Origin of the sequence: Brevibacterium yomogidense (assembly GCF_900163715.1) — a bacterium.
Taxonomy (GTDB): domain Bacteria; phylum Actinomycetota; class Actinomycetes; order Actinomycetales; family Brevibacteriaceae; genus Brevibacterium; species Brevibacterium yomogidense_A.
The window spans coordinates 505717-530760 of the sequence record NZ_FWFF01000017.1; the positions used below are offsets into that span (position 1 = coordinate 505717).

The window sequence follows — 25044 nt, forward strand, 5'->3', positions numbered from 1 at the left end:
CGATCGTGAGTGGAAGAGACGGCGAGCCCGGTGACAAGAAGTCCCTGTGGGGCACCCTCCGCGAATTCGCGATCATCATCGTCATCGCCCTCATCGTGTCCTGGGCACTGAAGACCTTCGTCGTGCGCAGCTTCCACATCCCGTCCGCGTCGATGGAGCAGACGCTCCAGGTCGGTGACCGCGTGATGGTCAATCAGCTCTTCTTCAACGACGTCGAGCGCGGCGATGTCGTGGTCTTCGACGATCCGGGCGGATGGCTGGAGCCGGGAGTCGCCGCGCAGTACGAGCCGAATCCGGTGCTCGTGTTCGTGGGACTCCAGCCCGCAGATGCGGGGACTCAGCTCATCAAGCGCGTGATCGGGGTCGGGGGCGACACCATCGAATGCTGTGACGATGCCGGCACGCTGATGGTCAACGGCGAGCCGATCGACGAATCCGCGTACCTGCAGCCGGGGGTCACTCCGTCCGACGTGCCGTTCTCCGTCGAAGTCCCCGAGGACCACTACTGGGTGATGGGCGACAACCGCAGCAATTCGCTGGACTCCCGCTACAACACGGATGCGGAGGGGGGCCCCTTCGTCTCCGACGACAACGTGGTGGGCGAGGTGTTCGTCATCAACTGGCCGATGGACCGCCTGCGGTGGATGGGCGGCGACGAGCCCGCGTTCGACGGTGTGCCCGACGCGGGGGAGGGCTGAGTGCCCGTCCCGGCGATCACCGAGCACACGGTGGAGATCGCATGTCACCGTGAGGGTGCACGGTTCGTCATCGGCATGGACGAAGTGGGCCGCGGCGCGCTCGCGGGCCCCGTCGGAGTCGGCGCCGTCCGCGTGGACGTGGAAGCGCTGGCTGCGGGCGTCGACGACGATGTGTGCCGGGTCCCGGAGGGGCTGCGGGATTCGAAGCAGGTTCCCGTCTCCCGTCGCACCGCTCTCGCAGAGGCCGTCGGAGCATGGCGGCCCGAGCACGCGGTCGCGTACGCGAGCGCGGAGGAGATCGACGCGGTGGGGATCACTCTGGCGCTGTGCCTGGCAGGTCGCCGGGCTCTGGCTGCGCTCACGCCGTTCGGCCCTGCAGATCTCGTCCTGCTGGACGGCAGCCACGACTGGCTGTCCACACCCCTGACCCTCGATGCGGCGCTCGTCTTCGGAGACGCCGTCGATGTCGAGGTGCCGCGCGTGCGCACGATCGTGAAGGGCGACGGGTCCGTGGCGACGATCGCGGCTGCGAGCGTGCTCGCGAAGGTCGATCGCGACGCGAGGATGCGGACCCTCCACCGTGAGGTGCCGTCCTACGGCTGGGAGTCGAACATGGGGTACGGCTCGGCCGCCCATCGCGAGGCGATCGCCTCGCTGGGCGTCACACACCATCACCGGAGGTCCTGGGCCCTATGAGCGCTGCATGGCTAGGATGGCCCCTATGAGCGCCGAGGATCTTGAGGACTACGAAGCGGACCAGGAGCTCCAGCTCTACCGGGAGTACCGGGATGTGGTCGGACTCTTCTCCTATGTGGTGGAGACCGATCGACGCTTCTATCTGGCCAATTCGGTGGATCTGAAGGCCCACGAGGCGGGCACGGACGTCTACTTCGAGCTCACTCTCAAGGACGCGTGGGTGTGGGACACCTTCCGCTCCGCACGCTTCGTCAAGCACGTCCACGTGCTGACCTTCAAGGACGTGAACATCGAGGAGCTCGCGAAATCCGATCTGGAGCCGCCCTCGTCGCTGCGGCGGTGATGTTGCTCCGGCGGTGATGTCGCTCCGGTGGTGATCCGCGCGAGCATGTGACTCACGGTCACAGGCTCGCGCGCAGCGATGCCACGGCGCGCACAGCGGACTGTGGGCAGCCGCTCGTCCGTCCACAGGTGCCGACGGGCCTTCCATCCGCAGCCTCGTGAGCGTGCCATGGGGGCATGTCCAGACAGACTTTGGGAAGACGAGGCGAGGACTTCGCGGTCCAGCACCTCGAAGCGCACGGATGGACCATCCACCAGCGGAACTGGCGCTGTCGCCACGGCGAGATCGACATCATCGCGATCACACCGGACGGGACGACAGTCGTCTTCGTCGAGGTGCGGACACGCTCATCGGTGAACGCGGGACATCCCCTGGAGACGATCGGAGTGCGCAAGGCCGCGAGGATGCGCCGCACCGCGGGAGCGTGGCTGTCCGCGCAGGATGAGTTCGTCCCGCGGTTCCGGATCGACGTGATCGGACTCATCTGGGCCGGAACGCAGCCGGAGCTCACGCACCTCGAGGGGCTGGAATGAGCCGCACCGGGGCGGAGCGACCGCCCACCGCGCCACCGCCGGTGACCCTGGGCCAGACCGATGCGATCGCCCTTTCCGGGCTCGACGGCACGCCCGTCGTGGTCGAGGCGAGTGTGAACCCCGGGATCCCCGGCATCGACGTCGTGGGCCTGCCGGACGCCTCCGTGAGCGAATCCCGCAAGCGGATCCGCGCGGCACTCAGCAACCTGGGGGTGCGGCTCAAGGCGATGCGGTACACGGTCTCCCTGTCTCCCGGCAGCGTCCGGAAGATCGGAAGCGGATTCGACCTCGCGATCGCGACCGCCGTTCTCGGAGCCGAACAGGTGGTGGATCCGGACCGGACGCGCGGAGTAGTGTTCTGCGGCGAGCTGGGACTGGACGGGAGGATACTGCCCGTGCCGGGAGTGCTGCCGACCATCGTGTCTGGCCTGCGGTCCGGCTTCACGCACTTCGTCGTCCCCGCGGGCTGCGCGGAGGAGGCCCACGTGGTCCCCGGTGCGCAGATCATCCCGGTCGCGAGCCTGGCCGAATGCGCCGCATGGTTCGGTGCGGACATGGTCCCGCACCCGGTCGAGATCGCTCGTGACCGCAGCACGGCCCACGCACAGCGGCCGGAGGTCCATGACCTGGCTCAGGTGCAGGGCCAGGACGACGCCCGCCAGGCGCTGGAGATCGCAGCGGCGGGGCGGCATCATCTGCTGATGACCGGTGCACCCGGCGCGGGGAAGACGCTCCTGGCCGGGTGCCTGCCGGGGATCCTGCCGCCCCTGGACGAGGACGCCGCTGTCGAGGTGCTCGCCCTGGCCTCGCTGGCGGGGACCCTCTCCACCCGGGACGTGCCGCCCCTGCCGCCGTTCGAGACGCCGCACCATCGCACGACGACGGCCGCGATGCTCGGCAGCTCACGGCCGAACAGCGTCGGGGTCTTCTCGCGTGCGCATCACGGAGTCCTGTTCATGGACGAGGCTCCAGAATTCTCACGCGACGTGCTCGAAGCACTGCGCGAACCGCTGGAGTCGGGATGGTGCCGCGTGTCCCGCAGCTGGGGGTCTGTCGACCTGCCCAGTCGATTCCAACTCGTGATGGCGGCGAATCCCTGTCCGTGCGGGATGGGCGCGACCGGATCCGCAGGGTGTCGCTGCACGCCGCGTGACCGGCTGCGCTACCGGGGGCGACTGTCGGGTCCGCTGCTGGACCGCATCGACATGCGACTCGAGATGCTCCCGGTCACAGCAGTCGACGTGCACGCGGCTGAACCGCGTGAGTCGTCTGCGGAGGTCCGGCGTCGTGTGATCGCCGCACGCACCGTGCAGGCGGATCGCTATGCGGGGATGGGATGGTCCACCAACGGCCAGGCCCCCGGCGGCTGGCTGCGCGGGGAGTTCCGGTTCGCCGCACGCGAGACCCGTGTGCTCGACCGTGCGCTGGAGACCGGAGTCCTCACGATGCGCGGCTATGACCGGGTGCTGCGCGTCGCGACGACCATCGCAGATCTTGCCGGCCGGGAACGTCCCGGCGCCGACGAACTGGGCACGGCCCTGCTCATGCGCACACAGGAGGCCTGAGACGTGGACGCACACATGGATGATGCGGATCAGACGGGGATGGACGCCCAGGAACCGCCGGACGCCCAGGAACTGCAGAGCGACCGGGGAACACAGCGCGAGCGCGCGGCGGCGGCAGACCTCGTGCGGATGGCGGAGCCCGGCGATGTGCTGCTGGCCGCACTCGTCCGTGCCGTCGGCTTAGTCGATGCACGCGGTCTGGCAGTCAGCGGCGCCGGCGGGGATCGACGACGCGCAGTGGAGGCGGTGGTCGAGGAGCTGGGCGGACGCGGCGGAGGAGCGGATGCCGCCGGCCTCGGAACGCGGATGGAGGAGGCGTTCGCACGGTGGGCCGTACGCGTCGACGAGCTGGACGGCGCCCGCGATCTGCGGATCATGGCACGGCTCGACGGACGCCTGGTGATCCCCACCGATGACGAATGGCCGATCGGCCTCGACGATCTGGGGACCCACGCTCCGATCGCGCTGTGGGTGCGCGGACCGGCACGGCTGAGAACCGTGCTCCAGCGATCGGTGGCGATCGTGGGCGCACGTGCCGCGGACTCGTACGGGCTGACGGTCACGAAGATGCTCGCGTGGGACCTCGCGGGTGACGGATGGACGATCGTCTCCGGCGGCGCCTACGGGGTCGATGCCGCCGCCCACCGCACGGCGCTCGCCGCGGATGCGTCGACCGTGGCATTCATGGCCGGCGGTGCCGACGCGCTCTACCCCCGCGGCAACGACCAGCTGCTCACCGATGTCCTCAGGTCAGGCGCGATCGTCTCCGAGGCCGCACCCGGTCAGACGGCGATGCGACACCGCTTCCTGCTGAGGAACCGGCTCATCGCGGCCGCATCGCGCACGACCGTCGTGACGGCTGCGGGTCACCGGTCCGGGGCGTTGAACACCGCGAACCGAGCAGCGGAACTCCTCCGTCCCGTGGGCGCCGTTCCCGGATCGGTCATGAGCGACCAGTCCGCCGGCTGCCACCGGCTCATCCGAGAGGGCTCCGCGGTGCTCGTGACGGATGCGCAGGACGTGATCGAGCTCGCCGCGCCGCTCACGGAGACGGTGGACGAGGGAGGCGACGTGCAGACCGCCCTGCGGATCACCGATGCGATGCAGCCTCACGAGCTGCAGCTGTATTCGGCGCTGCCTGTCCGCAGGGGCGTGGATGTGCCGACGCTGGCCGCTCGTGCGGGGCTCGGCGTCGGGGCGGCCATGGCGGCCCTGGGGATGCTGGAGCTCGCCGGCCATGCGCGGCGGACGGATCACGGCTGGGTGAAGTGCCCCGGGTGACGGGGCTACCCTGGGAGCATGCCTGCTTCCCCCACGGGCGATCTCATCGGCCGTTCACTGCACGATCCCGCGTACATCGACGCGGTGGAGGCTTTCGACGCGCACCTGAGGCTTGAGCGCGGAGCATCCGAGCACACGCGCCGCGCGTACGTCGGCGACGTCTGTCGGCTGCTCGCGACGTTCGAGGGGCCGGACGGCAGAGGGCTGCCGCTCACCGACATCGAGGCGGGCAATCTGCGGGAGTGGGTGCTGACGATGTCGCGCACCGGGTCGTCACCGGCGACCACCGCCCGGCGGATCGCCTCTGTGCGGAGGTTCTTCGGCCAGTGCCTCCGGTCGGGGAGGATCGCGCAGGATCCCTCGACTCGGCTCCGCACACCGAAGAAGCCGTCACGGCTCCCCACCGTGCTCCAGCAGGAGCACGCGGCGCGCGTCCTGGACGGTGCCGATGGACGGACGGACAGCGCGCGGACAGACAGGCCGCCTGCGTCCGCGGTACTGTCCGACGTCTCGGATGCGATGGAGGTGCCGGAAGCGACGAAGGCGTCCGAGCCGTCTGATCCGACGAGGAGCGCGGTGGGCCTGCGCGATGCGGCGCTGCTCGAGCTGCTGTACGCGACGGGACTGCGGGTGTCGGAGCTCGTGGGCCTCGACCTCGACGACGTCGATGGGGCGGCGGGCCTCGTCACGGTGCTGGGCAAGGGCGGCAAGGTGCGACGAGTGCCGTTCGGCGCTCCCGCGGCCCGAGCCGTCGACGCGTGGCGCGAGGCAGGACGTCCCGCGCTCGCCCACGAGGACTCCGGCCCCGCCCTGTTCCTCGGTGTGCGCGGGGCCCGCCTCGATGTCCGACAGGTGCGTCGCGTCGTGAAGGCGGCGACTGATGCGGTTCCCGGTACGCCCCACCTGTCTCCCCACGGCCTGCGTCATTCGGCTGCGACCCACATGGTCGAGAACGGCGCTGACATCCGTCAGGTCCAGGAGTATCTGGGGCATGCGGCACTCAGCTCGACCCAGATCTACACCCACGTGTCGCTGGGCCGGCTCGCCGCGGTGTACGACCGAGCGCATCCCCGGGCCTGACGCGTCATCCGCCCGCGAACTCCCAGTGCCACGCCTCCGGCAGCGATCCGTTCTGCCGTGCCCATGACGGGTGGATCCACCCGAAGCGCGGCCCATTCGTCTGCATCCAGATGTGGGTCTCCGCACCGAAGCGGTTGATCCCACCGCCCAGATCCATGGCCAGTCCCCACCCGTGGTTCGACGTTCCCGGGGCGGCCGCCATGCGTCCCTTCCTCCGCTTCAGGATCACCTGCGTGTCGTAGTCGCGATACGAGTCCGTGACAGAGATCGGCGCGCCGAATCGCTGTGCATACGCGTGACTCATCTCGTCGAAGGCACGTGCCGCGTCGCAGCGCAGGAGGTGTCCCGGTGCAGTCTGCACCGCGCAGAGTGCGACGGCGGGGATCCGGCCGTTGCGATGCCCGCCCCACGGGCCTGCACCGGAGTGACCTGAATCGGAAGGGACCTCGGGGAGCTCTTCCGGCGCCTCCGCCTCCGGGAGCAGGATGATGTCGCCCCGGCCGAAGAACGGCATGGGATCGACGTACTCGGTCTTCCTGTCCTGGGGCCAGACACCGACGTGCACACACCCGTCCGAGCAGTGCGCGGGAGTGGCCACGGCGCCTATCGGATGCCCGGGATGCACCTGATCGCCTGTGCTGACCGTGGCATCGACGTTCTCGACGCTGAGGACCCATGCACCCACTGCCACGCTCACGACCGGCTTCCCGCCCACCACGCCCGCGAAGCGGACCGTGCCGGCGGCGGGTGCGCGGATCGATTCTCCGGGGAGCGCCGCGAGGTCGACGCCGCGATGGCCCGTGTGCCAGTCGGCGTCCGGGGGATCGAATCCGCGCACGACGGTCGGCGACGGGACCGGTGCGATCCAGTCGGTGGGATGCGCTGCCGGATCCAGGCTCGACTGATCGGCGGCTGGAGCGGGCGGCGCTGCGGCGAGCACCTGCCCGGCCGCCACAGCTGGACCGATCACCATGGTCAGGACGAAGCACACCGCTGCGACGAGCCGTCGGGTGCTGCGTCCCAGAGGGGATGACCGTCCCAGTGCGGGAGGCGGTGATCCTGGTGCGGGGTGCCGACGCGTGTCCATGTGCACAGGAAAGCCCTGACGCCGCGGCGCGACCAGAGCGCCGCGACAGCTGTGGACGGATCACCGCTCCTGCACAGCCGCGCGTGCGCACGGATACGTGTGCGACCCACAGCCGCAGTGCGCGCCCCGACCTCGCCGTTTGGTTCGCCGTGCGGACGGCAGTACGATACGGACAGCAGTACTGTGTCCGTCTGCTCTCAGGCTCTCGCCGTGCGACTCCGGTCGCGCGGCCGGCTCCCGGAAGCACGGTCACGGACTGACTTCGCGCATCCGATCTCTACGATCCCGGCCGACGGTGCGAGCAACTGCTCGCCGGTGGGGATCGCGGATGCCAGGCACAAACCGGAAACGCTGAAACGGACCCTTCCGCTCACCCCCAGATATGGCTTCCACATCCGGGTGTGCGCGCGGGCGTCCGTGCACTCAGCCTGACAGACGTGCGCAGCCGCGGAAGCGGGGCGCACGTGGAAGGAGTCGTCGGCATGGCCGTCGTCACCATGCGCCAGCTGCTCGACAGCGGCGTCCACTTCGGACACCAGACCCGCCGTTGGAACCCGAAGATGAAGCGCTTCATCTTCACCGAGCGCAACGGCATCTACATCGTGGACCTCCAGCAGACGCTGGGCTACATCGATTCCGCGTACGACTTCGTGAAGGAGACCGTCGCACACGGCGGTTCGATCCTCTTCGTCGGCACGAAGAAGCAGGGCCAGGAGGCCATCGCCGAGCAGGCGAAGCGCGTCGGCCAGCCCTTCGTCAACCAGCGCTGGCTGGGCGGTATGCTCACGAACTTCCAGACGATCTCCGGACGCCTCGCGCGTCTGAAGGAGCTCGAGGAGGTCGACTTCGACGACGTCGCATCGTCGATGTACACGAAGAAGGAACTCCTCATCCTCCGTCGCGAGAAGGACAAGCTCGAGCGCACGCTCGGCGGCATCCGTGACATGCAGCGGACCCCGTCCGCCGTGTGGATCGTCGACACGAACAAGGAGCACCTCGCAGTCGATGAGGCGCGCAAGCTCGGCATCCCGATCATCGCGATCCTCGACACGAACTGCGACCCGGACCAGGTCAACTACCCGGTTCCCGGCAACGACGACTCGATCCGCTCCGTCGGCCTGCTGACCCGCGTCATCGCGGATGCAGTCGCGGAGGGCCTCATCACCCGCCACGGTGTCGACGAGGGCGGCGAGAAGAACGTCTCCGCCGTCGAGCCGATGCCGGAGTGGGAGCGCGAGCTCCTCGAGGGATCGTCCGACGAGGCACCGGCCGCTGAGGCAGCAACACCTGCTGCTGAGACACCTGCTGCAGAGGCACCCGCAGCTGAAGCCCCCGCCGCCGAGGCCGCCGAGGCCCCCGCTGCTGAGGCGACCACCGAAGCCGCTGCGGCTGACGCCGAGTCGACCGAAGCCTGATCGTTCCCGCCCGCAGCCGGCCCACCGGCCGGCTGCGGGCACAGACCTCCCAGAAGAAGGAGTGCGTATGGCCAACTACACCGCAGCTGACATCAAGGAGCTCCGCGAGAAGACCGGCGCGGGCATGATGGACGTCAAGAAGGCTCTCGACGAGTCCGACGGCGATCACGCGAAGGCGATCGAGATCCTCCGCGTGAAGGGCCTCAAGGGCGCGACCAAGCGTGAGGGCCGCTCGACCTCGGACGGACTCGTCGCGACGCACGTCGAAGGCGGCGTCGGCACGATGATCGAGTTCAACTCCGAGACGGACTTCGTCGCGAAGTCGGACAAGTTCATCGAACTCGCGGACAGCATCCTCGCTCTCGCAGTCGAGCACGGCGCAACGGACGCGGAGTCCTTCTCCGCTCTGGAGATCGACGGCAAGCCGGTCTCGCAGATCATCACCGAGGGCGGCGCATCGCTGGGCGAGAAGGTCGAGCTCAAGCGCGTCGTCCGCGTCGAGGGCGCCAAGGTCGAGTCGTACCTGCACCGCACGAACAAGGACCTGCCCCCGCAGGTCGGCGTGCTCCTCGCGTACGAGGGTGACGACGCGACTGCCGCACATGATGTGGCAGTCCACATCGCCGCTCTCACGCCCACCTACTTCTCGCGCGAAGAGGTGCCGGCCGAACTGGTCGAGAAGGAGCGTGCGATCGCTGAGGAGACTGCTCGCAACGAGGGCAAGCCCGAGCAGGCCATGCCGAAGATCATCGAAGGTCGCGTGAACGGCTTCTTCAAGGAGAACGTCCTGCTGGATCAGGGCTTCGCCAAGGAGCCGAAGAAGTCTGTCGCCTCCGTCCTGGAGGAGGCCGGCGTCAAGGCCACGGGCTTCGTGCGCTTCCGCGTGGGCTCCTGATACGGAACCCGATCCCTCTCTGAGGGAGCCTCCTCTCTGAGGGAGCCTCGTCTCTGACGGGAATCTCCTCACTGAGGTAGCATCGGCGGACTCACTCCGCCACGACAGGGCGGCACCCGACGGGTGCCGCCCTGTCGGCATTCCGGGCTCGTTCTCCGGGCTCACCGGTGGCGCGTGCGTGCGCGCGATCGGCGACCGGTAGAATCGGCGGCGGTCCGCTGGGCGATGATCCGCTCGAGCGGACTGCCAGCGGAATGGTGGCCCCCGAGCTCGCAGGAGATACGACAATGAACCACACGCCGGTCCACACCTCATCCCGCGACAACGCCCCGTCGCTGAGGACGCACAAGAGGCGCGTACTGCTCAAGCTGTCCGGTGAGGTGTTCGGCGGCGGGTCCGTCGGTGTGAACCCGGACGTCGTGTCGCAGGTGGCTCGTCAGATCGCGACGACCATCCCCGAGGTCGAGGTGAGCATCGTCGTGGGCGGCGGCAACTTCTTCCGGGGCGCCGAACTGTCACAGCGCGGCATGGACCGCACGCGCGCGGACTACATGGGGATGCTCGGCACGGTGATGAACTGCCTCGCCCTGCAGGACTTCCTCGAGCAGGCGGGCGTGGACACCCGTGTGCAGACCGCGATCCCGATGTCGCAGGTCGCGGAGACGTACATTCCGCGCCGGGCGATCCGCCACATGGAGAAGGACCGGATCGTCATCTTCGGCGCGGGAGCGGGGATGCCGTTCTTCTCGACGGACACCGTCGCCGCGCAGCGGGCGCTGGAGATCAGCGCGGACGAGGTCCTGATCGCCAAGAACGGTGTCGACGGTGTCTACGACGACGATCCTCGGAGCAACCCCGACGCGGTCAAGCTCGACACCCTCACCTACCAGGATGCGCTGGTGCGCGGCCTCAAGGTGGTCGACGCGACGGCGTTCTCCCTCTGCATGGACAATGCGCTGCCGATGCGCGTGTTCGGCATGGAGGGCGACGGGAACCTCGGCCGGGCCATCGCGGGCGACCCGATCGGCACACTCGTCACCGCCTGACCACCCGGACGGCACTGAGACCGTAGAATCGACACCAGCACTGACCACACCCCTGCCGGCCGGACCAGCATGAGACGCACCCGGGGTCCCGGCATGATCGAGGAATCGAGGACACCGTGATCAAAGAGACTCTGACAGAGGCTCGTCAGAAGATGGACAAGGCGGTCGAGGTGACGCAGGAGGAGTTCGGAGCCGTGCGCACCGGACGCGCGAACCCGGCGCTCTTCGCGAACCTCACCGTCGAGTACTACGGTTCGCCCACCCCGATGCAGCAGCTCGCATCGTTCCAGGTGCCGGAGGCCCGTACCGTCCTCATCACCCCGTACGACCGCAGCGCGATGGGCGACATCGAGAACGCCCTGCGCAACTCCGATCTGGGGGCGAACCCGGCGAACGACGGAAACGTCATCCGTGTGGTGCTGCCGCAGCTCACCGAGGAGCGCCGTAAGGAGTACGTCAAGCTCGTGAAGACGAAGGCGGAGGACGGCAAGGTGTCCATCCGCAACATCCGCCGCAAGGCGAAGGAGACCCTCGAGCGCATGTCCAAGGACGGCGACGTGGGCGAGGACGAGGCGGACCGCGGCATCAAGGAGCTCGACGAGATCACGAAGTCGAAGGCGGACGAGGTCGACCGCCTGCTCGATGCCAAGGAAGCCGAACTCCTCGAGGTCTGACCGGACGTGGCAGAGACTCAGGACGCCGCGCACACCGCTGACTCCCCGCTCCCATCACGGCGAGAGCTGCGCCGGATCGCGGAGGAGGCGGAAGCGCGCGGCGAGGGGCCGCTGCCGCAGGACGAGCTCCTGCGGCGCGCCGTCGCGTCCCGTGACGCGGCGGAGGGCGTAACCCCGACCGACCCGTCTACCGCGGGGATCCCGACCGACCCGTCGACCGCGGGGATCCCGATCGGCCACGGCTTCGTGACCCCGGCCGCACCGAGCGGGACCCGTGGACAGCCGGCGGAGGAGCCGGTCGCGCCCAGGGACTACGGGAAGGCCGGCCGCAACCTGCCCGCGGCGATCGGCGTGGGCGTCGTGCTGGGCGGTTCCGTCCTCGCGTCGCTCATCTTCTATCCCCCCTCATTCCTCATCATCGTGCTGGTCGGCGTGTGCCTCGCCATGTGGGAACTGGCGGAGGCGCTGTCCCGCTCCGGTGCTCACGTGTCGCGCATCCCGGTGATCGTCGCGAGCGCCTGCATGGTCCTCGCGACCTACGCTGGTGGCCGTGAGGCCCTGTGGGTCGCCTTCACCGCGGGAGCCGGCGCCGTCCTGCTCTTCGCTCTGCTGGAGAGGCGCACCGGGAACGCCGTCAAGGACGTCTGCCTGAGCCTCTTCGCACTCACATACGTGGGCCTCATGGCCAGCCTCATCGTCTACCTGCTCACGCTGCCGGACGGGAATCTGCTGGTCATCTGCTTCCTCGCACTCGTCGTCGCGAGCGACATCGGCGGGTACATCGCAGGGGTCCTCTTCGGCAAGCACCCCATCGCGCCGTCGATCTCGCCCAAGAAGTCGTGGGAGGGCTACGCGGGGTCGGCGCTCCTGTCCACCGCGGTGGGCGTCGCGATGGCGATCTGGGCCTTCGACGCGCCGATGTGGACCGGGATCGCTCTGGGGGTGCTGGTGCCCGCATTCGCCACACTGGGCGACTTCTCCGAGTCCATGATCAAGCGAGACCTCGAGCTCAAGGACATGGGCTCGCTCCTGCCCGGGCACGGCGGGATCATGGACCGCCTCGACTCGATCCTGCCGACCGCTCCGGTCGTCCTGGTCCTCTTCAGCTTCCTGCCCGGCTTCGTGGACTGACGGACACCTCCCAGGCGCGCGTCAGGCGACGTTCCCCGTCAGAAGCCCATGAGCATGAGATAATCAACGCATATGTCTGAGACCACTCCCTCCTCGGTGCCCAGGCGGACCTCCTCGCGGAAGCAGGTCCGTCCCATCGTCGAACACGAAGACGGGACGACGTCGAGCACGCCGACCCGCAGTGGACGACCCCTCCTCGACTTCCGCGGTCCCCGCGTCTCTCAGCCCCCGCAGCACCTCGCGGACATGTCGATGGACGAGCGGATCGCCGCAGTGAAGGAGATGGGCCTGCCCGCCTTCCGGGCGAAGCAGCTGTCCACCCACTACTTCGTCCACCACTCGTCGGACGTGGACCAGATGACCGATCTGCCGAAGGACAGCCGTGCAGAGCTGGGGGAGAGGTTCTTCCCGACGCTGCTCACGGAGGTACATCGTCTGAAGACCGGCAACGGCGACACGATCAAGTTCCTCTGGCGGCTGTTCGACGGATCCCTCGTCGAATCGGTCCTCATGCGGTACCGCAACCGGATCACCCTGTGCGTGTCCTCCCAGTGCGGATGCGGGATGAACTGCCCGTTCTGCGCGACCGGGCAGCAGGGCCTCACCCGCAACATGTCCGCCGCAGAGATCGTCGACCAGGTGGTCCGCGCGAACCAGGTGATCGCCGCAGGAGAACTCGCCGACACCTCCGACGAGGACCGCAATCTGCTCGGTGAGGCCGCAGCGGGCGTGGGAGACGAGTCCGGCGGCGAGGCCGTCTCGGAGACCGCGCCGACCGGCACCTCGGCCGGTGCGCATGCGACCGCCTCCGGCGGTGCGGCGGAGCGGGTCACGAACATCGTCTTCATGGGGATGGGCGAGCCGCTGGCCAACTACAAGCGGGTCATGAACGCGGTGCGCCGCTTCGTGGAGCCGGGTCCGTCCGGACTGGGCATGTCCGCGCGCCGGATCACGATCTCGACGGTGGGCCTGGTGCCCGGCATCAACAAGCTCGCGATGGAGGAGATCCCGGTGACGTTCGCACTGTCGCTGCACGCTCCGGACGACGGGCTGCGGAACGAGATGATCCCGGTGAACACTCGCTGGAACGCGGATGAGGCGATCGACGCGGCCTACGCGTACTACAAGACGTCGGGCCGGCGGGTCAGCATCGAGTACGCGCTCATCAAGGACATGAACGATCACGCGTGGCGTGCGGGACTGCTCGCGAAGAAGCTCAACGCGCGCGGGCGCGGCTGGGTCCACGTCAACCCCATTCCGCTCAACCCGACCCCGGGGTCGGTGTGGACCGCGAGCGAACCGGACGTCGCAGCGGAGTTCGTCCGCGTCCTCCGCGACGCGGGCGTGCCCACGACGATCCGCGACACCCGCGGCAAGGACATCGACGGTGCGTGCGGCCAGCTCGCCACCTCGCAGCAGAACGACGACGCTGTCACGGCGGACTGAGGAGACTGAGGAGAGGGATGGACGCAAACTTTCCCCGGATGACGGGCTGGAAGTCCGGCTACGATCCGGCCCAGGTCGACAGCTTCTTCCGACGAGCGCGGGAGTCGTACAACAGGGAGGCCCCGCAGCCGGGCGACCTGGATGCGCGCGCCGTGCGCACCGTCGGCTTCGACCTGGTCCGCAAGGGCTACCACGTGGGTGTCGTCGACGCCGCACTCGATCGGCTCGAGGACGCCTTCGCGAAGCAGGCCCGCGACCGCATGGTCTCCCAGGCCGGCCATGACGCCTGGATCAAGGAGCTCACCCGCGCGGCCGGCTCCCTCAGGGGACGGCTCGAGCGCTCGACGGGTGAGCGCTTCAACCGGGCGGAGAAGGGCGAGGTCGGCTACGACGTGGGCGAGGTCGACGATCTGTGCGACCGCATCCACGGCTACTTCACCCAGGGCAAGGCGATGAGCGTCGACGAGGTGCGGCGCGTGCTGTTCCGCACCCGCAAGGGCGATGGTGCGTACAGCGAGGACCAGGTCGATGCGTTCATCGACCGGGTCGTCGAAGTGATGGCGAGTGTGGACTGAGCGTGACTGACGTGCACGACGCATCCGCGGATGCCACGACGCCTCCCGTGCAGGTCGATCCGACCTTCGATCTGCTCGACCGCCCTGTGGCGCTGGAGAGTGCCGACGACATCGTCCTCACCGCTCCTGCGCCGGACGCCCCGACGGTCGACGGGCGTCCCGTCGAGGACCCGCGGCTGATCGAGGCGCTGTCCGTCCCGCAGGAGTTCACCCGCGCCGATGTGCTCGACCGTGTGGCGAAGCTCGGGGGAGTGCTCCGGGTGCTGGGCGGCGACGGCGCGTCGAAGCTGATCGTCGCCTCCGACGTGCCGGAACCGTCCCGCACGTTCGCGGTGCTGGCCGGAGTCCGCATCGGTCTGCTCGTCGAGGTCCCCTCCGCAGCCGCTGACGGCGCATCATCCGCCACGGCGCCGGTCGCCGACGCAGAGACCCTCACGATCCGCCCGCATCGCGACGGCGAGGACACAGCGGAGGAGGGCGCCCACGCCTTCAAGACCGCCATCCGCACCGTGCGCTCGCACTTCGAGGGCGTGGCCGTCGAGGGCGGGGGACGGGCACGCGACCTGGATCGTCTGGTGCGCGACTCGCGGATCCAGCCCGCACCCTCGCGCCTGCGCGACGGGACCCGTCGCGCGCTGGTCGTCGCGGGCGAGGACGTGCTCCTCGCAGACGCCGCGTCGTACCTGCTGAGCCTCCTGCAGACGGACTGATGCTCGGCGGTGCGGACCGCCTGCGACGGGTGCCTGCACCTGCTCCTGTACCTATATCTGTACCGGTCCGCTATCTCGGACCGCTTCCGTCTACGGGAGCCTGCGACCGGTGACCAGGCCGATCAGCCGGTCGATGACCTCGGTCCCGGACGCGCGGATCCCGTTGTGCTCCCACTCGTTCGTCACCCACGGCGTGAGGGACGGGACGAGGTCCGCGGTCTCCAGCGAGAACCGGGTCGGCACGTACGCATCGTCGAAGTAGACGATCGCAGCGGACGGGGCCCGGACCTCGGCGAGGGCGTCCGGATCGTACAGCGACGGCCACGGGACATCGGCGACGCGGTGCGCGATGTCCTTCCACGGCGCCAGCTCCGCGTCCTCGTCGAAGAGCCCGGAGTGGACGTGCTCGCCGCCCAGTAGCGTGGGGTCGGAGCGGACGTCGTCGGGCATCGTCCGTTCGGCGGCCCAGCGGGTGGCGTGACCGTCGGCCATCGAGGACTCATGGATGACCGCATAGAGCGGATTGCGGCCCCCGTAGGGCAGTGCGGCGGCGAGGTCGTGCTGGAACGCCGGGCCGCGATGATCGAGGTGCAGCAGCCAGTGCAGCTGCTCCGCACCGCCCGTCGCGCCCAGGCGGTGCCCCACGGAGCGCAGCCGTGCGGGAGTGACCGCATCGCCGTTCGGCAGTCGGATCGCGCCCGCGGCGGCGAGCCCCGCCAGCTCCTCCATCCGCGCCCGGTCATCGGGGAAGCGGCGGTAGAACGCGAGGGACTTCCTGCGCATGATCTCCCAGGTCGCGGAGTAGACCTCGTCGGGAGTCCGACCCACCGCGGGCAGGCCGCCCGTCATGATCGCACCGGCGAGCGTCTCCGGGCGCGTGGACATCCAGTGCAGGGTCGTGAACCCGCCGAACGACTGCCCGATGGGCGTGACGGTCTCTGCGCCCAGACGGTGCAGCACGTCCAGGGCGTCGTCGACGATCGCGTCCGCGCGGAAGTGGGTGAGATACTCCGCGGCGGAGGCGGGGTCCGCCGTGCGCAGCGTCGTGCCGGCTGCATCCGCAGACGTGCCGGACACCCCTGCCGGGGTCTCGAACACTCCGGCCGGGGTCTCGAACACTCCGGCCGAGGTCTCGGATACCTCCGCCGAGGTGCTGGTCGGCTGCTGCACAGCCGGCACCTCGGCGGGGGTCCCGGGCAGCAGCCCCGGGGCCGGTGTGTCGAGGCCCAGCGGTGTCGATCGCCCGGTGCCGCGCTGGTCGAGCAGGATGAGACGGTAGTCCTCGAGTACGCGCGGCAGCCACGACGGCGACGCCGGCTCCAGCGAGGGCCTGGGCGCCTCGACCCCGGGTCCGCCCTGCAGGTACACGGCGAATGGGCGAGCCTCGCCGCCATGGCCGGTGACGACACGGGCGAACACCTCGATCGTGCCCCGCTGCGGGCGGGAGCGATCGAGCGGGACCTCGATCGTGAGGTCGCGGACGTGGAGCCCGGGGAGTGCGAAGCTGAGGTCGTTCGACATGGAGTTCACACTACTCGGGCGCCGTTCGACCGGAGCCTCACTCAGCCCGCGCCTCGCTCAGTCTGCAACCCACTCAGCCCGCGCCTCACCCAGCCAGCGACCCACTCAGCCCTTGATGCGCGAGCCGTGGCCCTCCCACTCCTTCTCACGCAGCGTGTACTTCTGGATCTTGCCGGTGGAGGTCTTGGGCAGGACCGGGAGGAACTCGAACGCTCGAGGGGTCTTGTAGCGCGCGAGGCGGTCGCGGAGGAACTCGGACATGTCCTCCTCCGCGACGCTCGAGCCTTCCTTGAGCACGACGAACGCCTTGGGGCGCTCTCCCCACTTGTCGTCGGGGATCCCCACGACCGCGACGTCGTCGACGTCCGGGTGCGCGGCGATCGCCTGCTCGACCTCGATGGTCGAGATGTTCTCCCCGCCGGACACGACGACGTCCTTCGCACGGTCGCGCAGCTCGACGTACCCGTCCGGGTGCATGACCCCCAGGTCGCCGGAGTGGAACCAGCCGCCGGCGAACGCGGTGGCTGTGGCAGCTTCGTCGTTGTAGTAGCCCTTCATGACGTTGTTGCCCCGCATCACGACCTCGCCCATCGTCGTCGCGTCGGCCGGCACGTCGACCAGCTCCTCGCCCTCGACGTCGGTGCGGACCACACGGACGCGGTCGGCGGTGAGCATGCCGACGCCCTGGCGGGCGAGCTTCGCGGAGCGCGCCTCCCCGTCCAGGTCGCTCCACGTCTCCTGCCACTCGCACACCGTGTAGGGCCCGTAGGTCTCCGTGAGCCCGTACACGTGGACGATCTCGAAGCCCATGGCGGCCATGCGCGACAGCATCGACGGGCTGGGCGGTGCGGCCGCGGTCGTGATGACGAGGCGGTGCTCGAGATCATGTGCCTCGGCCGCGTCCATGATCGTGGAGACGACGGTCGGGGCTCCGTTGAGGTGCGTGACGCCGTGCGTGTCGATGAGGTTCCAGATGACCGGGCCCCGGACCTCGCGCAGGCAGACCTGGACGCCGCCCGCGGCTGCGAGCGCCCATCCGGTGCACCAGCCGCTGCAGTGGAACATGGGCAGCGTCCACAGGTAGACGGAGTCCTTGCCGAACCCGGAGTGCACGATCTCCGACAGCGCGTTGAGGTAGGCGCCGCGGTGGGAGTACATGACGCCCTTGGGCCGCCCGGTGGTCCCCGAGGTGTAGTTGATCGACAGGGTCTGGTCCTCATCCGCGACGGCCCAGACGAGGTCGGTGTCGTCCTGGTCGGCCCCCGCCAGGAAGTCGTCCAGCGTCAGGACGCGGGTGCCCGCGGGGTGCGCACGGCCCGCGGGCTGGTCCGCGTGCTGGGTGTCCTCGGCCAGCACGATGGTGAGGACCGACTCGAGCTCAGGGGCGACCTGCGTGATGTCCGGCCAGTAGACGGTGTCCAGGACCAGTGCCTTCGCGCCGGAGTGGTCGCAGATGTAGCGGACCTCCTCGGGAGCGAGGCGGGTGTTGATGGACACCAGCACGGCATCGATGAGCGGCACCGCGAACTGCGCGATGAGCATCTCCGGCAGGTTCGGCATCATGTAGGCGACTCGGTCGCCGGGCTGGATCCCCGCGGCGCGCAGGGCACGCGCGCGGTGCTCGACCGCCGCGTGCAGCTGCGCGTAGGTCCAGGTGTCGTCGCCGTAGACCAGGGCGGTCCTGTCCGGGTACACCGCCGCCGACCTCGCGAGGAAGGTCAGTGGCGTGAGCTCCGTCTTCCACGTCTCCACAGTGTCGTCCTCCTCAGTTCTCAGTTCGCGAAGGCGTTGATGCCGGTCATCGCACGGCCCAGCGTGAGCTGGTGGACCTCATGGGTGCCCTCGTAGGTGAGGACGGTCTCGAGGTTGATCGCGTGCCGCAGCGGCGAGTACTCGCTGGTGATGCCGGATCCGCCGAACAGGGCGCGCAGGTCGCGCGCGATGTTCATGGCGGTGTCGACGTTCACCATCTTGCCCAGGCTGATCTGCTCGGGACGCACCCCGGCGGGGGAGTCCTTGAGGCGGCCGATGTGGGCGGCCGTGAGCGTGATCGCGGAGTACTGCCCGAACGCCTTCGCGAGCTTCTGCTGCGAGATCTGGAACGACGACAGCGGGCGATCGAACTGGATGCGCGTGTCGGTGTAGCGCAGCGCCTCCTCCAGGGAGTCGCGCGCGGCGCCGGTCACGCCGAACACGATGCCGTAACGGGCCTCGGACAGCGCGGACAGCGGGCCCTTGAGGCCGGACGCCTTCGGCAGCATGGCGGATTCCGGCAGGCGCACGTTGTCGAGCACGATCTCACCGGTGATCGACGCGCGCAGCGACAGCTTCCGCTGGACCTCGGGGGTCTCCACACCGGGGGTGTCCGAGGGCACCACGAAGCCGCGGACGACACCCTTCTCGCCGGTCTTCTCGTTGACCTCGTCCGTCTTGGCCCAGACGACCATGACATCGGAGACCGGCGAGTTCGTGATCCACATCTTCGCGCCGTTGAGGATCCAGTCGGACCCGTCCTTCGTCGCGCGGGTCTTCATGCCCGCGGGGTCGGAGCCGACGTCCGGCTCCGTGAGGCCGAAGCAGCCGATCGCCTTGCCGGCGGCCATCCGCGGCAGCCACTCCTGCTTCTGCTCCTCGGAGCCCCAGTGGTGGATCGAGAACATCGCGAGCGAGCCCTGGACGCTCACGAGCGAGCGCAGACCTGAGTCCACGGCCTCCAGCTCGCGGCAGGCCAGGCCGTACTGCGTCGCCGTGGAGCCTGCGCACTCGTACCCCTCGAGGTGCATGCCGAGCACACCCAGCTCGCCGAGGCCCTCGGCCAGCTCACGAGCGGGGATGGTGCCGTCGAGGTACCAGTCACCGATGCTGTCGCGGACGTGCTCGTCCAGCCAGCTGCGGACGACCCCCGCCCACTCCAGGTCCTCCTTCTCGAAGATCTCATCGACCTGCAGGATCTGATCCGGAGTCTGGGTCTTCCCCTTGGTGACGGCCATGTGCGCGTCCTTCCTCTCGATCACTGCGGGAAGCCGCCTCGCGGTGCCGCAGTGGGGTTCCCCCGATCAGCGAACTCTTCAGGAACGATGCGATGATCGGGGACTGTGACTGTACGACGACTCAGTGTAATCGGAGCCACAGGCTCGATCGGCACCCAGGCCCGCGACGTGCTCCGGCTGCATCGGGGACGCTTCCGCGTGACGGGGCTCGCCGCCGGCGGGAACCTGGCGGAGCTCGCGGCCCAGGCCGTGGAGTTCTCCGTCCCCGCGATCGGTCTGGCGCTCCCGCCTGCCGGCACCGCCGCCGAGGCCCGGGCCGCCATCCGCTCCGCCCTCGCCTCCGAAGCCGCCCGCCAGTCTCTGCCGGACCCGGTCGAGGTGATTGAGATCGGCCCGGAGGCCCCTGCGGCGATCGCCGCGCTGCCCACCGACGTCGTGCTCAACGCCGTGACGGGTGCCGCGGGCCTCGACGGGACCCTGGCGGCGCTGGAGGCCAGCACGGACGTCGCACTGGCGAACAAGGAGTCCCTCATCATCGGAGGCGACGTGGTGCTGGGGGCCGCTGCGGCCTCGGGAGCGAAGCTCATCCCTGTCGACAGCGAGCACTCGGCGATCGCCCAGGCGCTGCGCGCGGGTCGTGCGGACGAGGTGTCGAAGCTCATCGTGACAGCATCCGGGGGGCCCTTCCGCGGGTTCACCCGCGAGCAGCTGATGGCCGTGACGCCGGAGCAGGCTCTCGCCCACCCCACGTGGGACATGGGACGCGTCGTCACGACGAACTCCGCCGGTCTGGTCAACAAGGGCCTCGAGGTCATCGAGGCCCACCTGCTGTTCGGCATCCCCTACGAGCGGATCGAGGTCGTCGTCCACCCGCAGAGCCAGGTGCACTCGATGGTCGAGTTCACCGACGGCTCGACGATCGCCCAGGTGTCGCCCCCGGACATGCGCCTGCCCATCGCCTACGCGCTGGGAGCGGGGGAGCGGATCAGCTCCGGTGCCCCCGCCAACGACTGGACGCGAGCGAGCACGTGGACCTTCGAACCCGTCGATCACGAGGCGTTCCCCGCACTCGGGCTGGCAGTGGACGCGGGCCGTCGCGGCGGGACCTTCCCCGCCGTCTACAACGCGGCGAACGAAGTGCTCGTCGACGCCTTCCACGACCGCCGCATCCCCTTCACCGGGATCGCGGACGGCATCGCCGCGGCACTCGCGGAGCACGGCCGCGGACACGAGACCGACGGGGACGGCTTCACCGCTGCGGAGGGGGCCGCCCGCTCTGACGTTGGGAGATCAGATGCGGCCACACCGCTCACCCGCGAGGCGGTGCTTGCGGCGGACGAACGTGCGCGCGTGTTTGCCAGCGAGTGGATAGCCCGCCGCACCGGTGAGGGAGCCGCCACCGCATGACCGCGCTGCTCTACACGATCGGCGTCGTCCTCTTCCTCGTCGGCATCTCCGCCTCCATCGCGCTGCACGAGCTCGGGCACCTCGTCCCGGCCAAGCGGTTCGGGGTGAAGGTCACCCGGTACATGATCGGATTCGGCCCCACCCTGTGGGCGAAGCGCCGGGGCGAGACCGTGTACGGGGTCAAGGCGCTGCCGCTGGGCGGCTTCATCGCGATGCCCGGCATGTACCCGCCGGAGGACAAGTCGAACACCCGACTGGACGGCAGCGGCCGCCGCGCCCGCCGCAGGAGGCCCCGACTGTTCGCCGGGGCGATGGAGGACGCACGCGCGTTCTCGAACGAGGAGCTGGAACCGGGGGAGGAACACCGCGCGTTCTACGCGCTGAGCGTGCCGAAGCGACTCGCCGTCATGTTCGGCGGTCCCTTCGTCAACCTGGTCCTGGGGATCCTCGCGCTCGCCGTGAGCCTCCTGGCCATCGGTGTGCCCGCCCCCACGACCACGGTGCAGACCGTCGTCGAATGCGCCGTGCCCGCGCAGGTCGCAGCGGAGCGTTCAGCGGAGGAGCAGGCGGAGTGCCAGCCCGACGACCAGCTCACCCCCGCGTGGGAGCTCGGCATCGAACCGGGGGATGAGATCCTCGCCGTCGACGGGAGTCCCGCGACGGATTGGGACACGATGACGGAGCTGATCCGCGACGCCGCCGGGCAGACCGTGCCCGTCACGATCGAGCGCGCGGGCGAGGAGCGCACCCTCGACGTGCCGATCATCGAGACGGAGCGCCCTGCGCTCGACGACGACGGTGAGCCGATCGTGGAAGCCGACGGCACCACGAGGACGGTGTCCGCAGGGTTCCTGGGCGTGGGCCCGACGCAGGAGTACCAGCCGATCCCGGTGGTCGAGTTCCCCGTGGAGGCCGCGCAGGCGGTCGGCGACACGTTCTACGCGCTCGCCACTCTCCCGCAGAAGCTCGTGGAGATCGCGCACGTCGCCTTCTCGGACGAGCCGCGTGATCCGGAGGGCCCGATGGGCATGGTGGGAGTGGGCCGGGTCGCCGGTGAGATCGCGTCGACGGACGAGGTCGAGACCGCCAGCGGCGAGGTCATCACGCTCGACATGGTCGACAAGGCGCAGACCGGCGTCGGGCTCTTCGCCTCCCTCAACCTGTTCCTCTTCGCCTTCAACATGGTGCCGCTCCTGCCCCTGGACGGCGGGCACATCGCCGTCGCGCTCTACGAGGGTGCCCGCCGGAGGATCAGCACGTGGCGGGGCCGGGGGATCGTCGGCCCGTTCGACACTGCGCGGCTGCTGCCGCTGACCTACGTCGTCGTCGCGTGCTTCCTGGCGATGACGGCGCTGCTCCTGTACGTCGACATCGTCAAACCCGTGCGCCTGTTCGGCGCCTAGCGGCGTGCCCCGCCTCACCCCCGGCGTCCAGGGTGTTCCCGGGGCCGCGGAGTACCATGGTGGACGACGTCCGGACCCGACCTGCTCGAAGGGAACCACATCTGTGACCGCAGTGAACCTGGGTATGCCCGCACCTCCTCCACCCGTCCTCTCGCCGCGCAGGAAGACGCGGCAGATCAAGGTCGGCAAGGTGGGTGTCGGGTCCGACCATCAGGTCTCCGTCCAGTCCATGACGACGACGAAGACCACCGACATCAACGGCACTCTGCAGCAGATCGCAGAACTCACGGCGGCCGGCTGCGACATCGTGCGCGTGGCCTGCCCCGCGACAGAGGACGCTGAGGCGCTCCCGGCGATCGCGCAGAAGTCCCAGATCCCGGTCATCGCGGACATCCACTTCCAGCCCAAGTACGTCTACAAGGCGATCGAGGCCGGCTGTGCGGCGGTGCGCGTGAACCCGGGCAACATCCGCAAGTTCGATGATCAGGTCAAGCAGATCTCGAAGGAGGCGGCCGACGCCGGCGTTTCCATCCGCATCGGCGTGAACGCCGGTTCCCTGGACAAGCGGCTGATGGAGAAGTACGGCAAGGCGACGCCGGAGGCGCTCGTCGAGTCCGCGGTCTGGGAGGCATCGCTCTTCGAGGAGCACGGCTTCAACGACTTCAAGATCTCCGTGAAGCACAATGACCCCGTCATCATGGTCCGTGCGTACGAACTGCTCGCAGAGCGCGGCGACTGGCCGCTGCACCTGGGCGTGACGGAGGCAGGACCTGCGTTCCAGGGGACGATCAAGTCCGCCACCGCATTCGGCACGCTGCTCAGCCAGGGGATCGGCGACACCATCCGCGTGTCCCTGTCCGCACCCCCGGTCGAGGAGATCAAGGTCGGCAATCAGATCCTCGAATCGCTGAATCTGCGCCCGCGCAAGCTGGAGATCGTGTCCTGCCCGTCCTGCGGCCGCGCCCAGGTGGACGTCTACTCGCTCGCGGACAAGGTGACAGCAGGCCTCGAAGGGCTCGAGGTGCCGCTGCGCGTCGCCGTCATGGGCTGCGTCGTCAACGGACCCGGCGAAGCGCGGGAAGCCGACCTGGGAGTCGCGAGCGGCAACGGCAAGGGACAGATCTTCGTCAAGGGCGAGGTCATCAAGACGGTGCCGGAATCCGCGATCGTCGAGACGCTCATCGAAGAGGCCATGCGGATCGCGGACGAGAGCGGCCTGGCCCAGGGCGCTGCCGAGGTCGTCGTCGGATGACCCCGCACGCTCGGTGAGGATCCAACCGCTCACACACCGGTACACGGACTGGCTCATGCACGTCCTGCAGGCGGACCCGGCGCGGAACTGCTATCTGCTGGCACTCGTGAACGCGCGGGGCTCAGCGGACATCTCCGGCCCCTCCGGCACGCTCTACGGAGTGTTCGACGAGTTCGGACCGATCGCCGCGTACTGGCTGGGAGGGAGCGTCGTCGCCGTCGACGCGACACCGGAGACGAACAGGCCGATCGCCACCCTGCTCAATGCGCGGGGACGCTGGTCGACCTCGTTCATCGGCGACGCCTCATGGGTCCTCGACCTCACGGATCAGCTGAACTGGGGAGAGGCGCGGGGAGTACGGCCCGCGCAGCCCCTCCTCGTCTGCGAACGGGACCCGGATGTGTTCGCCCACCCCGGTGTGCGACTGGGTGTCGCCGCAGACTTCGCCCCGGTCTTCGCCGCGTCCGTGGAGATGTTCACGGAGGAGGTGGGCTTCTCTCCGATCGAGCACGGGCAGCGCGAGTACCGTGCGCGAGTGCGCAGCCTGCTCGACCACCGCAGCACTCTGCTCGTCATGTCGGAGCGGGGACCCGACGGCGGCCCGATCCGCGAATGGCCCGCAGCCGGCAGCTGGCAGCAGGTGGTCTTCAAGGCGGATCTGGGGATCCGGTCCGCTTCCGCGGTCCAGGTGCAGGGGGTGTGGACCCACCCGGACTTCCGCGGGCGGGGGATCGCGAGTGCCGCGATGGTGGCCGTCTCGGCCCACACGATGCAGCATGTCGCCCCGACGGTGAGCCTGTACGCGAACTCCTACAACGCTCCTGCGCTGCGCGTGTACGAGAAGGCCGGCTACGTCCAGCGCGGCACCTTCGCGACCGTCATGTACTGACGAGTGCCCGTCTACCTGGACGACCGTCCCCGCAGCCTGTCCATGTCCCGTCTGTCCTTCTTCGTGGGCCGCCCCATCCCCTTGTCCCGGCGCGGCACAGGAGCGCGCAGTGCGGGGTCCGGGGGAGGCGTGCGGTCCTCGTAGCACTGCCGCGCGATCGGTGCCCCGGCGCGCGTGGACAGCATCGCGCGGACGACGAGGATGCGCTCCCCGCCCGGAGTGCGCGCACGGATCGTCTGCCCGGCCGTGATCTTCGAAGCAGGCTTGACCCGGGCTCCGTCGACGTGGACGTGACCGCCCTTCGCCGCGGCGGTGGCGGCGGAGCGTGCGCGGAACATGCGCACTGCCCACAGCCACACGTCGACCCGCATCGAGGCTCCTGGGGTGACATCCGGTTCCGGCATGCA

At 69.3% G+C, this 25044-nt stretch carries 24 protein-coding genes; 19 read left to right on the plus strand and 5 right to left on the minus strand.

Going from position 1 to position 25044, the window contains the following annotated elements; all coding sequences use genetic code 11:
* The first annotated feature begins 5 nt into the window (after positions 1 to 5).
* The 7 genes from lepB (at position 6) to FM105_RS11250 (ending at position 6196) form a co-directional block, all read left to right on the plus strand.
* Positions 6 to 698, plus strand: coding sequence for a signal peptidase I (lepB, locus tag FM105_RS11220; protein WP_256970351.1), 693 nt, complete (start codon positions 6 to 8; stop codon positions 696 to 698).
* On the plus strand, positions 699 to 1394 hold the full coding sequence (locus tag FM105_RS11225; protein WP_256970352.1) for a ribonuclease HII: 696 nt from the start codon (positions 699 to 701) through the stop codon (positions 1392 to 1394).
* A 25-nt stretch (positions 1395 to 1419) separates the two neighbouring features.
* The gene (locus FM105_RS11230; protein WP_087008183.1) at positions 1420 to 1737 is read left to right on the plus strand and encodes a DUF2469 domain-containing protein; all 318 of its coding nucleotides are present in this window, start codon (positions 1420 to 1422) and stop codon (positions 1735 to 1737) included.
* A 176-nt stretch (positions 1738 to 1913) separates the two neighbouring features.
* The gene (locus FM105_RS11235; RefSeq protein WP_087008184.1) at positions 1914 to 2270 is read left to right on the plus strand and encodes a YraN family protein; all 357 of its coding nucleotides are present in this window, start codon (positions 1914 to 1916) and stop codon (positions 2268 to 2270) included.
* The gene (locus FM105_RS11240; protein ID WP_087008186.1) at positions 2267 to 3835 is read left to right on the plus strand and encodes a YifB family Mg chelatase-like AAA ATPase; all 1569 of its coding nucleotides are present in this window, start codon (positions 2267 to 2269) and stop codon (positions 3833 to 3835) included. Before FM105_RS11235 ends, FM105_RS11240 begins: the two co-directional genes overlap by 4 nt.
* A 3-nt stretch (positions 3836 to 3838) precedes the next feature.
* Entirely contained in the window at positions 3839 to 5116 is a 1278-nt protein-coding gene (gene dprA / locus FM105_RS11245) for a DNA-processing protein DprA (RefSeq protein WP_256970353.1), read from the plus strand.
* A gap of 18 nt (positions 5117 to 5134) precedes the next feature.
* The gene (locus tag FM105_RS11250) at positions 5135 to 6196 is read left to right on the plus strand and encodes a tyrosine recombinase XerC (RefSeq protein WP_087008187.1); all 1062 of its coding nucleotides are present in this window, start codon (positions 5135 to 5137) and stop codon (positions 6194 to 6196) included.
* 4 nt (positions 6197 to 6200) lie between these two features.
* Here FM105_RS11250 and FM105_RS11255 read toward each other — a convergent pair whose 3' ends face one another.
* A complete protein-coding gene (locus tag FM105_RS11255; RefSeq protein ID WP_256970354.1) occupies positions 6201 to 7283 on the minus strand; it encodes a D-alanyl-D-alanine carboxypeptidase family protein in 1083 nt (360 codons plus the stop codon).
* A 482-nt stretch (positions 7284 to 7765) separates the two neighbouring features.
* Here FM105_RS11255 and rpsB point away from each other — a divergent pair, with 482 nt between their 5' ends.
* The 8 genes from rpsB (at position 7766) to FM105_RS11295 (ending at position 15175) form a co-directional block, all read left to right on the plus strand.
* Entirely contained in the window at positions 7766 to 8698 is a 933-nt protein-coding gene (gene rpsB, locus FM105_RS11260) for a 30S ribosomal protein S2 (RefSeq protein ID WP_087008189.1), read from the plus strand.
* Between the two features lie 67 nt (positions 8699 to 8765).
* On the plus strand, positions 8766 to 9593 hold the full coding sequence (gene tsf, locus FM105_RS11265) for a translation elongation factor Ts (protein ID WP_087008191.1): 828 nt from the start codon (positions 8766 to 8768) through the stop codon (positions 9591 to 9593).
* A gap of 287 nt (positions 9594 to 9880) precedes the next feature.
* Positions 9881 to 10639, plus strand: a complete 759-nt coding sequence (pyrH, locus tag FM105_RS11270; RefSeq protein ID WP_087008193.1) for a UMP kinase — start codon at positions 9881 to 9883, stop codon at positions 10637 to 10639.
* Positions 10640 to 10755: 116 nt separating this feature from the next.
* Positions 10756 to 11313 carry a ribosome recycling factor gene (gene frr, locus FM105_RS11275; protein ID WP_087008194.1) on the plus strand — a complete coding sequence of 186 codons (558 nt, stop codon included), beginning with the start codon at positions 10756 to 10758 and terminating at the stop codon, positions 11311 to 11313.
* Positions 11314 to 11319: 6 nt separating this feature from the next.
* Entirely contained in the window at positions 11320 to 12444 is a 1125-nt protein-coding gene (locus FM105_RS11280) for a phosphatidate cytidylyltransferase (RefSeq protein ID WP_306298591.1), read from the plus strand.
* A 72-nt stretch (positions 12445 to 12516) separates the two neighbouring features.
* Positions 12517 to 13890: a 23S rRNA (adenine(2503)-C(2))-methyltransferase RlmN gene (gene rlmN, locus FM105_RS11285; protein ID WP_087008196.1), complete on the plus strand. Its 1374-nt coding sequence runs from the start codon at positions 12517 to 12519 to the stop codon at positions 13888 to 13890.
* A gap of 17 nt (positions 13891 to 13907) precedes the next feature.
* Positions 13908 to 14465, plus strand: a complete 558-nt coding sequence (locus tag FM105_RS11290; protein WP_087008198.1) for a DivIVA domain-containing protein — start codon at positions 13908 to 13910, stop codon at positions 14463 to 14465.
* A 2-nt stretch (positions 14466 to 14467) separates the two neighbouring features.
* On the plus strand, positions 14468 to 15175 hold the full coding sequence (locus tag FM105_RS11295; RefSeq protein ID WP_087008200.1) for a hypothetical protein: 708 nt from the start codon (positions 14468 to 14470) through the stop codon (positions 15173 to 15175).
* Between the two features lie 90 nt (positions 15176 to 15265).
* On the opposite strand, the gene FM105_RS11300 is transcribed toward FM105_RS11295, so the two are convergent.
* The 3 genes from FM105_RS11300 to FM105_RS11310 form a co-directional block, all read right to left on the minus strand.
* Positions 15266 to 16696, minus strand: a complete 1431-nt coding sequence (locus FM105_RS11300; protein ID WP_256970355.1) for an alpha/beta fold hydrolase — start codon at positions 16694 to 16696, stop codon at positions 15266 to 15268.
* Positions 16697 to 16801: 105 nt separating this feature from the next.
* Complete coding sequence (locus tag FM105_RS11305) at positions 16802 to 18448, minus strand: long-chain-fatty-acid--CoA ligase (protein ID WP_087008201.1); 1647 nt, start codon at positions 18446 to 18448, stop codon at positions 16802 to 16804.
* 20 nt (positions 18449 to 18468) lie between these two features.
* Positions 18469 to 19686, minus strand: coding sequence for an acyl-CoA dehydrogenase family protein (locus tag FM105_RS11310; RefSeq protein ID WP_087008202.1), 1218 nt, complete (start codon positions 19684 to 19686; stop codon positions 18469 to 18471).
* A 105-nt stretch (positions 19687 to 19791) separates the two neighbouring features.
* Here FM105_RS11310 and dxr point away from each other — a divergent pair, with 105 nt between their 5' ends.
* The 4 genes from dxr (at position 19792) to FM105_RS11330 (ending at position 24637) form a co-directional block, all read left to right on the plus strand.
* Positions 19792 to 21093: a 1-deoxy-D-xylulose-5-phosphate reductoisomerase gene (gene dxr / locus FM105_RS11315; RefSeq protein ID WP_087008204.1), complete on the plus strand. Its 1302-nt coding sequence runs from the start codon at positions 19792 to 19794 to the stop codon at positions 21091 to 21093.
* Positions 21090 to 22496 carry a M50 family metallopeptidase gene (locus FM105_RS11320; RefSeq protein WP_087008205.1) on the plus strand — a complete coding sequence of 469 codons (1407 nt, stop codon included), beginning with the start codon at positions 21090 to 21092 and terminating at the stop codon, positions 22494 to 22496. The genes dxr and FM105_RS11320 overlap by 4 nt, the downstream gene beginning before the upstream one ends.
* A gap of 103 nt (positions 22497 to 22599) precedes the next feature.
* Positions 22600 to 23748, plus strand: coding sequence for a flavodoxin-dependent (E)-4-hydroxy-3-methylbut-2-enyl-diphosphate synthase (gene ispG / locus FM105_RS11325; protein ID WP_087008207.1), 1149 nt, complete (start codon positions 22600 to 22602; stop codon positions 23746 to 23748).
* A gap of 55 nt (positions 23749 to 23803) precedes the next feature.
* Positions 23804 to 24637, plus strand: a complete 834-nt coding sequence (locus FM105_RS11330; protein WP_256970356.1) for a GNAT family N-acetyltransferase — start codon at positions 23804 to 23806, stop codon at positions 24635 to 24637.
* An 11-nt stretch (positions 24638 to 24648) separates the two neighbouring features.
* Here FM105_RS11330 and FM105_RS11335 read toward each other — a convergent pair whose 3' ends face one another.
* On the minus strand, positions 24649 to 25041 hold the full coding sequence (locus FM105_RS11335; RefSeq protein WP_087008211.1) for an RNA-binding S4 domain-containing protein: 393 nt from the start codon (positions 25039 to 25041) through the stop codon (positions 24649 to 24651).
* Positions 25042 to 25044: the final 3 nt, after the last annotated feature.